This is a genomic window from Hoeflea sp. (assembly GCF_039975035.1).
GTDB lineage: Bacteria > Pseudomonadota > Alphaproteobacteria > Rhizobiales > Rhizobiaceae > Hoeflea.
The window spans coordinates 1-9,575 of the sequence record NZ_JBDWHW010000049.1 but is presented as its reverse complement, the minus strand read 5'-3'; the positions used below and the strand labels follow the sequence as shown (position 1 = coordinate 9,575).

Here is a 9,575-nt window from a genome sequence, read left to right as displayed (position 1 = left end):
GAACCTGAAATACGCTCTTGGCTATATCAATTCCTATTGTGCTAACTTCCCTCATGGACGGTTCTCCTGTTTGCGGCTTCCAACAACCGCACTATGGCATCACAGATGCCGGGGGAGGAGACCGTCCATGCTATCAGATCCAGTTTTGCGTTCCTCGAACACCCCATTTGTCCTAGACTTGTTCTTGGGAGCTTTTTGCTCAGAACGGTGCCTTCCGCAGGGCTCTTCATTTTCATGTTGATAGCGATCAAACGCTTGGAAGATCAAATAGGCCATGCACTTACCCCCGTTACGATCGATCGGCGTCTTCTACCAACTCGGCCGGCTGAATAGCGTCACGAAGGCGGCTGAATACCTTGGTGTAACGCCCTCAGCGATCAGCCAGCAGATCCGCACGCTTGAACAACAGCTCGGCACCACTCTAGTGCGCAAGGTGGGTCGCGAAATACGGCTGACCGAAACCGGCGAGCGCTATTTCGAGATGATCGCCGAAAACATCGAACATATCTGGGAAGCGACGCGGCAGATCACTGGTGCGCGAACCACCGAGCTGCTCAATATCCGGGCGACGCCCTCGATCTCCACCAAATGGCTGTTGCCGCGATTGCCCGGTTTTGTTGACGAAAATCCCGGCCTGGACATGCGACTTGACGGCTCCAACGAACCGGTTGATTTCACCCGCGATACTGTCGATATCGAAATCCGCCATGGCGAAGGGCGCTGGCCAGGAATGCATGTCCAGCCGCTGGCCGAGGAAATCTTCGTGCCGGTGTGCTCACCAAAGCTAGCCGCAGCTGGAAGCCTGACCTCCGCGGACCTTCAGTCTATGAGGCTGATTCATTCGGTAAAATCGCAACTGCAATGGTCAGTGTGGTTCTCGGCTCAATCGCTTCCCGCCGACGGCAATTGGCAAAAGGTCTATTTTGATCGCTCGCACATGGCGGTCGATGCGGCAGTTTCTGGCATGGGAGTAGCGTTGGAAAGCCTGTTGATGATGCAAGCCGAACTGGAAAGCGGGAGGCTGGTTGTGCCTGTCGCCGGCGCCCCTTCGATCACGTTGACGACACAGTGGCTTGTTTGTCCGCCGCATCATCTGCGCCGCGGTCGGGTCAAGCGATTTATGAACTGGATCGATAGAGAGGCAAAACTCTGGCTTGAGAGCAGCGTCGAGATACGGAAGAATATCTAATCATTCCGTTAGAATAATTCAATTGAACTACATCATTGATGGCCGGTAATGTCCCCGTGTCGGGTGGGAGACAAACCCGGCAGAGGAGAAATTCACAAATTGCGGTTTGCGCGGGCTTCGGCCCGGACGGAGTTCTGTGCCCATGGCACAGGTCCTGCACCGCTGTTTCGAACCGATCCGCCCCGAAAATCCCGAATCCGCTCACTGCGGATGGCTGCAACAGGAGCGCCCAAATGAATCTTTCATCACTGCTTGCCACACGCAACGAAAGCGGACGCCCCGTGCGGGTCGGAATTATCGGGGCCGGCAAGTTTGGCTCGATGATGCTCGCGCAAGCCAAATTCATCGCCGGCTATCATGTCGTCGGCGTCGCCGACCTCAATGTGAGCAAGGCGCGTGAATCATTGAAGCGCGTCGGTTGGGATGAAGTTCAATACAGCGCCAAGACTCTTGCTGATGCTTACAAGTCAGGCGCTACCTGCGTCACCGATGATGTGGAAGCACTTATCGCCTTTGAGGGCATCGATTGCATTATCGAAGCCACCGGCCATCCGCTTGCAGGCACCCGGCATGCCATGATGGCGATCGAGGCCTCCAAGAACATCGTCATGGTGAACGTCGAGGCCGACGTGATGTGTGGACCGATCCTGGCCAAGAAGGCGCGCGAAAAGGGTGTCGTTTATTCCATGGCCTATGGCGACCAGCCCGCCTTCATCTGTGAGCTCGTCGACTGGGTCCGCAGTTGCGGCTTCGAACTGGTCTCTGCCGGCAAGGGCATGAATTACGAACCCCGCTACCGTTACTCGACGCCGGACACAGTGTGGAACTATTTCGGTTGGTCCGAGGAAGAGGTGGCTGCAGGAGATTTCAATCCGAAGATGTACAATTCTTTCGTCGACGGCACCAAGGCCGCCATCGAGATGGCGGCAGTCGCAAACGGGACTGGACTGGATTGTCCCGAAGACGGCCTTGCCTTCTATCCAGCCGGCTTGCAGGACCTGGCCCAGGTATTCAAGCCGGCCTCCGATGGTGGCAGAATGCCGAAGTCTGGCCTGGTTGACATCGCCGCCAGCCAGGAGCCGGACGGCCGCGAAGTCCTCAACAACATCCGCTACGGCATGTTCGTCACCTTTAAAGCGCCCGACGAATACACCCGTGGTTGCTTCAAGCAATACGGTTTGCTGACCGACGAGTCCGGCTGGTACGGCTCGATGTGGCGGCCTTTCCATCTCATCGGCCTGGAAACCAGCGTGAGTGCGCTTTCCGCAGTGCTGCGGGGCGAGCCGACTGGTTCCAGCAAGGAGTATCGTGGCGATGCCGTCGCCACTGCGAAATGCGACCTCAAGGCTGGCGACATTCTTGATGGCGAAGGCGGCTTCGCGGTCTGGGCCAATGCCATCCCGGCTTCTAAGTCACGGGCGCAGGATGCCCTGCCGATCGGCCTGGCCCACAATGTCCGGCTCAAGAACGCCGTTGCCAAGGATCAGGTGGTTCGCTTCTCCGACGTCGAGCTCGTCAATGATGCTGACATCGTCGCCCTGCGCACTGAGCAGAACGGCATGCTGGCGGGAGCATTCTGAACCATGCAAGCCAAGGGAACAAAAGCGCTATTTGCAGTGATTGCCCAGTTCGAAATCAAACCAGGCATGCGCGAGGCTTTCCTCGCCATCGCTCGCGAGGACGCACGACATTCCGTTGCCGATGAACCAGGCTGCCTTCAGTTTGACATCTGCACTTCGGATGAGGAGCCCGACCTTGTGACATTTTACGAGGTCTACATGTCGCGCGCAGCTTTCGATGCACATCTCGAGACTCCGCATCTGGCCCGGTTCAAGCAGAAGTTCCCGCCGTTAATCAATGTCGAACGGCCAGTTCACTTCCTCTTTTGCGAACACACCCACAGGGAGGCTCTTGATGCCACGGGCTGACGCCATCCGCCGCATAGGATTCCTCGGCACGGGCATCATGGGGGCGCCGATGGCCCGCAACCTGGCGCGTGCCGGCTTTTCCGTGACCGCTTGGAACCGGGATCGCAGCAAGGCTGAAAGGCTTGCTGCGGACGGCGTGGTGATTGCAAGCACCCCGGCCAGTGCCGCAGCGGACCAGGACGCTGTGGTCGTGATGCTGAGTTCGGGACCGGTCTGCGACGAGGTGATGTTCGGTGCGGGTGGGGCCGTTGCCGCCATGCGTTCCGGATCGTTGCTGATAGTCATGAGCTCTATCCCTGTCGAGACAGCTAAGGCACAGGCCCAACTGGCAAACCGATCAGGGATATCCTATCTCGATGCGCCGGTATCCGGCGGTGAAGTTGGCGCCACGGCTGCCACGCTGTCCATCATGGTCGGTGGCAGCGTCGAGCATGTCCAATCCGCGGCTCCGATCTTCGCCGCTATGGGCAAGCCGGTTCATATAGGACCTGTCGGCACCGGCGAGCTGACCAAGCTGGTCAATCAGCTGACGGTGGCCAGTACCATCGTCGCCGTGGCCGAGGCATTATTACTGGCCCGGCAGGGCGGAGCCGACATTGCCCGGGTCCGCGAAGCGCTGATGGCCGGATTTGCCGGATCGCGCATTCTCGATCTTCACGGCCAGCGCATGATCGAAGGCACCTTTGCACCTGGTGGCCCGGCCAAATACCAGGTCAAGGACACAGCCGCAGCCAGGTCCACCGCCACGGAGCTGGGTCTCGATCTGCCGATGCTCAATCTCGCCGACGCGCTGTTCGGCGATCTCGTCGCCCACGGTGGCGGCGAACTCGATCACAGCGCCATCATTCTAGAGCTTTCCAGGCGAAATGGACTGTCGCCTGAGGAATATGCACCGCTCACCAACTGAGGCGGAGCAGTTAACCGGCCCTGTGCCACTTGTCCAAATTTGGGAGGATAAAGCCATGAAGACTGTGTTTAATTCGAAGATCGACCGTCGCTCGCTGCTGAAATATAGCGGCAGCGCTGCGGCGCTGGCACTAGCCGCACCCGCTTTCATTACCAGTGCGCAGGCTGCCACGACATTGCGGCTTGCTGTGCCGGATCCGGCCAATTCCTCAGTCGGCCGCGCTGCTACTCAATTTGCAGATTTGGTCAAGGATGGTACCGGCGGTGAAGTCAGCTTCCAGGTCTTCCCCGACGGCATTCTGTTCGGCAAGGACCAGAACGCCGCAATCAATCAGCTCGGTGCCGGTTCGCTTGATGGCCTCATTCTCGCCAGCAGCGTTTACGCCTCCTTTGAGCCACGGATGAACGCCATCAGCCTGCCTTATCTGTTTAAGGACTATGACCAGTTGCGCGGCTATCTGGGCGGCGAACCTGGCCAGACCTTGCTGTCATCACTCGAACGGCTCGACATTGTCGGCCTCGGCATCTTCCTGCGCACTTTCCGCAATGTGACAACCCGCGAGACGCCGATCACGAAGCTCGTCGATTTCCAGGGCGTCACCCTTCGTACGCCGAACAATCCGCTCTGGGTGCGGCTGTTCCAGACGCTGGGTGCCAACCCAACACCGATGGCCTTCTCCGAGGTCTACAGCGCGCTTCAGCTCAAGACCATCGACGGCCAGGAAAACCCCGTCGAGGTACCCTTTAACAACAAGCTGTTCGAAGTGCAGAAGCATCTCAACATGACCCAGCATCTGGCAGATTCCTTCCTGCTGGCGCTGTCAAAATCCGCGTGGCAGCAGATCCCGGCGGAGCACCACGATGCAGTGCGCAAGGCAGCAACCGGCATGGTCAACAAGCATGATGACGAGGAGATTGCCCAAGAGGCAGAAATCATCGTCAAGCTCGAGGAGCTCGGCATGCAGGTCAACCGGTTCGAACCGGGGGAACTGGAAAAGACCCAGGAACTCGCGCATACGATTTATCCGGAATTCGAAGAGAAGATCGGGGCCGATTTCATGAAATCGAGCATGCAGTTCCTGCAGGGCTGAATCACGGTATACAGCAAGGGGCTGCGGATCACACCTGATCCGCAGCCCTGTTCAAATGGGAGGAGAGTGGCATGCGGCAAATTGACCGGGCCTTGTGGTGGTTGGTCGATGCGGCGATCTTCGTTGCGGTTGTCGGCATGGTGGCCTTGATATGCACCCAGGTGACGACACGCTTCCTCGGCCATTCCGCACCCTGGACCGAGGAGATGTCGCGTTTCCTCTTCATCTGGACGACGTTCCTTGGCATGGCCACCGGCTTTCGCTATGGCACCCACCCCTCGCTGGGCCTTTTCGCGGAAGGCCTGGCGGAAGGAGTTCAGACATATCTTCGGCTGCTCACGCCTCTGTCAGCGGTGGTGTTCTTCTCCATTGTCAGCTGGTTTGGGTTCAAGCTGATGCTGCAGCAGATCCGGTTCGGCGAGATCTCGCCGATCCTGCAAATCGGCATGTGGATCACCACGCTGCCGTTGATTATCGGTGCAGTGCTTGCGCCGATCGGCGCCATCACCCATGCAGTCCTGCTGATTATAGAGCCCGACAAGGCAATGGAGCCTGATCGATGAGCATTACCCTTCTCGTCCTCTTTGGTGTCATCGCGCTGCTCGGCGTTCCACTGTCGCTGTCTCTCGGCCTCGCGGCGGTTATCACGCTCTGGCACTATGATCTGCCCGTGGCGATGATCACCCAGAATATGGCCACTTCGATCAATTCGTTCTTGCTGATTGCCGTGCCGCTGTTCATTCTCGCCGGCCAGATCATGGAAAGAGGCGGCCTGTCAGAGCGGATCTTCGATGCCGCCGAAGCCGTGGTCGGTCGCTTCCGCGGTGGTCTCGGCTATGTCAACATCACCTCAAGCTTTGTATTTGGCGGCATCTCCGGTTCGTCGGTCGCCGACATTGCCAGCCTCGGCCCGATCACGATCCGCGCCATGGCGACGCGCGGCTATCCACTGCCCTATTCGGCGGCACTGACGCTGATTACCGCGACGCTGGCGACCCTTGTGCCACCGAGCATTCTCATGATCGTCGCGGCGTCTTCTTCCGGACAGTCGGTCGGCGCAGCGCTGGCTGGCGGGCTCGGACCCGGCATCCTTCTAGCCGGTGCGCTGGCTGGCTATAACGGGTATATCTCCTGGCGCCGCGGCTATGGCGAGATCGTTCGGCGTGGCGCTGGCCACAGCCTCCAGGCCATCGGCCGCGCGATGCCTGCCGTGGGTGCTCCTGTCATCATTCTCACCGGCATGTTTTCCGGTATCGTTACGCCCACCGAGGCAGCAGGCCTCGCCGTGCTCTACACTTTTATTGTGGGGTTTCTGGTCTATCGCGAAATAGGTCTGGGCGATCTGGTGCCATTGATCGTGCACTCGGGGCGGACAGCTGGATCAGTGCTGCTGATCCTGATGGTGGCCAGTGCGGCAACTTTCATCTTCACGATAGACCTGTTGCCCAACAAGACCGCCGGTCTGTTGTCGAATGTTGCCAGCAGCGGCTTTGCCACTCTTCTGCTGATGGGCATTGTCTTTCTCATCGTCGGAATGCTGATGGACATCGTTGCCGCCGCACTGATGTTGATCCCGGTGATGATGCCCGCAGCGGTCCAGGCCGGCGTCGATCCACTACATTTCGTGGTTTTCATGACCGCCTGCCTGGCCGTCGGTCTCGCATCACCGCCAGTCGGGACCTGCTTGTTCGCCACCGCCCAAGTCGCGCGCATACCGGTGGAGCGTCTGACACTGGCAGCGGTTCCCTTCTACATTCTCAATGTCGTCATTCTGGTGCTCGTTGCGGCATTCCCTGAGATCGTATTGTGGCCGGCACGAATCCTGACATGACCGCGCTTGCGAATGGCCAGACATTTGCCGTGATCATCGTCATGGGTGTTTGCGGTTGCGGAAAATCCACCCTCGGCATGGCGCTGGCCGATCTCCTCGGTTGGGCCTATGTCGAGGGGGACGACCGCCACCCGCCATGCAACATCGACGCCATGAGCCGGGGACTTCCCCTGACTGACGAAATGCGTCTGCCCTGGCTCGCAGCGATCGCCGGTGAGATCGATTACTACCGGCAGCAGAGATCAGGCGTGGTGGTTTCGTGTTCCGCGCTCCGGCGAAGCTACCGCGAAACTCTCTCTGCCGGCCGTGACGATGTCATGTTCATTCACCTTGATCTGGATGCAGAAACACTGTCCGCGCGGATGGCCAGCAGGCAAGGCCATTTCATGCCTCCTTCACTTCTCGACAGCCAGCTGAAGACGCTGGAACCACTAGCGGCAGATGAGCGAGGCATCGCTTTTCAGTCGGGGGTGTCTGCTGTCGATTGTATCAAGCTGATGCACAGGAAATTTGCTATCATGGGCTCCGCGTGAACCAAGCCGCATCAGATGCTGGCTGAAACGAGATTGATGCCAGCGGGCCCTAAGGGCTGAGAAATTTCAGGTTTGGTAAGGGGATGAAGAGTTTGGTAGGGTCCGCGCATGCGAACGATAATGCTCTCTCGACATTTTCGGAGACGAGGATGTTCAAAGGCCGCCATTTTGACCGGTCAGTGATCCGTGAGAGTGCCAAAAGAGCTGTCAATGCCAAACGTTTTCAATACCGCCCCCTCAAAAACTCCGCCAAAGGATCCGTCCTTGCCTTCCCAAATAGGCAGCACGAAAAACGTCGTGCCATGGGGCAGATCAAAAATCAGGGATTCGCCATAAGGCGTTGTCGAGCCGCCGCGACCGACCAGACTGTTTGTTACACGGGTGTAATACCAAACCCCATTGAGCTTGACTCACGGGCTTTCCAAAAGCGAGCGAATCTGAATCGATGGTGGAACGGGAGGTTTGCGATGGGTTCAGCAGTTTCTTTGCGGACGGACTTTGATGGGAAGAGGCTTCGTCTTTTGGGCCGCCAGATAAAGGATGCCAACCAGGCCCGTCGGCTGCTTGCGCTCGCATCTATCTATGACGATGGTTCGCGCTCGGATGCCGCCCGGTTGGGCTGTGTGACCTTGCAGATCGTTCGTGACTGGGTGATGCGCTTTAATGCTAGCGGTCCCGACGCGCTGATCAATGGCAAAGCTGCCGGCAAACCGTCGCTGCTGAACGATGATCAGCGCTTGGCCTTGGCGCAAGCCATCGAACGCGGCCCCACACCTTTTCTTGACGGTGTTGTCCGCTGGCGTCTGTGTGATCTGGCCCAGTTGCTATGGGAGCAATTCCGTGTCTCGTAAGCGTGCAGACCTTGGGCCGCGAAGTGCGCGCGCTGGGCTATCGCAAATTCTCCGCCCGCCCGAGGCATTATGCGCAGGATGCCGATGCAGCCGAGACGTTTGAAAAAACGTCCCCGCCGCGGTAGCGGAAATCGCCGAGGGTCCCGCCAAAGGCAGGGTGATCGAAATCTGGTTCCAGGACGAAGCCAGGATCGGGCAGAAGAACAAGATCACACGCCGCTGGGCCAGGCGAGGATCGAGGCCGTCTGCTCCACACGACCAGCGCACCCGCTCCGCATACATCTTCGGGGCATTGCCAAGTTGCTTAAGGCTGAGTGGACACCCTCCATAAACTGATGCATTGCCATCAGGTGCCATCTTGATGGCACCCGTGATTTGTTTTATGTTCAGTTCAGAAGGAGATTGATATGGCAGAACCGCAATTGTCCGTCCGGAGCTCCAAAGCGCGGGAATTGGCGCACCGTCTTGCCCGGCGAGAAAACCGTTCTATCGCCGACGTGGTCGAGCGGGCGCTTGAATCCTACGAGGTCCGCGAGGCGGGACGTGAACCTGCTTCCAGCTTTTATTCGCGTCTTGCGATGCAATTCGGGACAGACATCGACCTTGACACGGTCATTCGCAAAGACCGCCATCCACATCAAGGCGTGGACCTTTGATCCTTATTGATACCAATGTCCTGTCCGAGACCCTGAAGAAGCAACCGAACGAAGCTGTCATTGCCTGGCTAACGAGGCATGATGCCGAATTGGCGCTTCCGACTGTCACGATCGCGGAAATAGCTTTTGGTATCCAGAAGATTAGGCCGGATCAGCGCGCAGATAGACTGGAGCAGGGACTGAAACATTGGCGACGACGTTTTGCTGACCGGATTTTCGGTCTGACCGAAGAAGCCGCACTTGCCTATGGTGAAATCATGGGCAACTCAGCCCGCCGGGGACGGGGTATGTCAGCGCCCGATGGAATGATAGCTGCGATTGCCTTTGTGAATGGTGGCCGCCTGGCAACGCGAAATCTAACGGATTTCGAAACAACAGGGCTCGACCTCATATCTCCATGGGACTTCTGAGACAGCTACAACGCTGTAAGCATTCTGGGCCCGGGAGTGGTTTTCCGTAAGCGGTGTGCCCCTCGCACATCGACAAACTTAGATGGTCGAGGATTAGGGTCTACTTGGACGGCTGCTGCGCCAAAAGCCTATGGCAGATCACCGGCGTAAACGAAGCACAGCTTGTTCCCTTCGGGATCG

The 9,575-nt window shown here is 58.2% G+C and carries 11 protein-coding genes and 1 pseudogene; all 12 read left to right on the top strand.

Annotated elements, in window-relative coordinates; genetic code table 11:
* Positions 1 to 274 precede the first annotated feature (274 nt).
* The 12 genes and pseudogenes from ABJN75_RS03945 to ABJN75_RS03890 all read left to right on the top strand — a co-directional run bounded on the left by ABJN75_RS03945 (position 275) and on the right by ABJN75_RS03890 (position 9,395).
* Positions 275 to 1,189, top strand: a complete 915-nt coding sequence (locus ABJN75_RS03945; RefSeq protein WP_348437064.1) for a LysR substrate-binding domain-containing protein — start codon at positions 275 to 277, stop codon at positions 1,187 to 1,189.
* Positions 1,190 to 1,422: 233 nt separating this feature from the next.
* Complete coding sequence (locus ABJN75_RS03940; protein WP_348437062.1) at positions 1,423 to 2,769, top strand: Gfo/Idh/MocA family oxidoreductase; 1,347 nt, start codon at positions 1,423 to 1,425, stop codon at positions 2,767 to 2,769.
* 3 nt (positions 2,770 to 2,772) lie between these two features.
* The gene (locus ABJN75_RS03935) at positions 2,773 to 3,117 is read left to right on the top strand and encodes a putative quinol monooxygenase (protein ID WP_348437060.1); all 345 of its coding nucleotides are present in this window, start codon (positions 2,773 to 2,775) and stop codon (positions 3,115 to 3,117) included.
* Positions 3,104 to 4,024: an NAD(P)-dependent oxidoreductase gene (locus ABJN75_RS03930; RefSeq protein WP_348437058.1), complete on the top strand. Its 921-nt coding sequence runs from the start codon at positions 3,104 to 3,106 to the stop codon at positions 4,022 to 4,024. The genes ABJN75_RS03935 and ABJN75_RS03930 overlap by 14 nt, the downstream gene beginning before the upstream one ends.
* Before the next feature lie 55 nt (positions 4,025 to 4,079).
* Positions 4,080 to 5,114 (top strand): DctP family TRAP transporter solute-binding subunit, encoded by a 1,035-nt coding sequence (locus ABJN75_RS03925; RefSeq protein ID WP_348437056.1) that lies wholly within the window; start codon positions 4,080 to 4,082, stop codon positions 5,112 to 5,114.
* A gap of 71 nt (positions 5,115 to 5,185) precedes the next feature.
* The gene (locus ABJN75_RS03920) at positions 5,186 to 5,677 is read left to right on the top strand and encodes a TRAP transporter small permease (protein WP_348437054.1); all 492 of its coding nucleotides are present in this window, start codon (positions 5,186 to 5,188) and stop codon (positions 5,675 to 5,677) included.
* A complete protein-coding gene (locus ABJN75_RS03915) occupies positions 5,674 to 6,945 on the top strand; it encodes a TRAP transporter large permease (protein WP_348437052.1) in 1,272 nt (423 codons plus the stop codon). The genes ABJN75_RS03920 and ABJN75_RS03915 overlap by 4 nt, the downstream gene beginning before the upstream one ends.
* Complete coding sequence (locus ABJN75_RS03910) at positions 6,942 to 7,478, top strand: gluconokinase (RefSeq protein ID WP_348437050.1); 537 nt, start codon at positions 6,942 to 6,944, stop codon at positions 7,476 to 7,478. The genes ABJN75_RS03915 and ABJN75_RS03910 overlap by 4 nt, the downstream gene beginning before the upstream one ends.
* Positions 7,479 to 7,627: 149 nt before the next feature.
* Complete coding sequence (locus tag ABJN75_RS03905; protein WP_348437048.1) at positions 7,628 to 8,329, top strand: helix-turn-helix domain-containing protein; 702 nt, start codon at positions 7,628 to 7,630, stop codon at positions 8,327 to 8,329.
* Positions 8,330 to 8,489: 160 nt separating this feature from the next.
* A pseudogene (locus ABJN75_RS03900) lies at positions 8,490 to 8,624 on the top strand (IS630 family transposase); the annotation flags it as partial.
* Positions 8,625 to 8,736: 112 nt separating this feature from the next.
* Positions 8,737 to 8,985 (top strand): type II toxin-antitoxin system VapB family antitoxin, encoded by a 249-nt coding sequence (locus ABJN75_RS03895; RefSeq protein ID WP_348437046.1) that lies wholly within the window; start codon positions 8,737 to 8,739, stop codon positions 8,983 to 8,985.
* Positions 8,982 to 9,395, top strand: coding sequence for a type II toxin-antitoxin system VapC family toxin (locus ABJN75_RS03890; RefSeq protein ID WP_348437044.1), 414 nt, complete (start codon positions 8,982 to 8,984; stop codon positions 9,393 to 9,395). Before ABJN75_RS03895 ends, ABJN75_RS03890 begins: the two co-directional genes overlap by 4 nt.
* Positions 9,396 to 9,575: the final 180 nt, after the last annotated feature.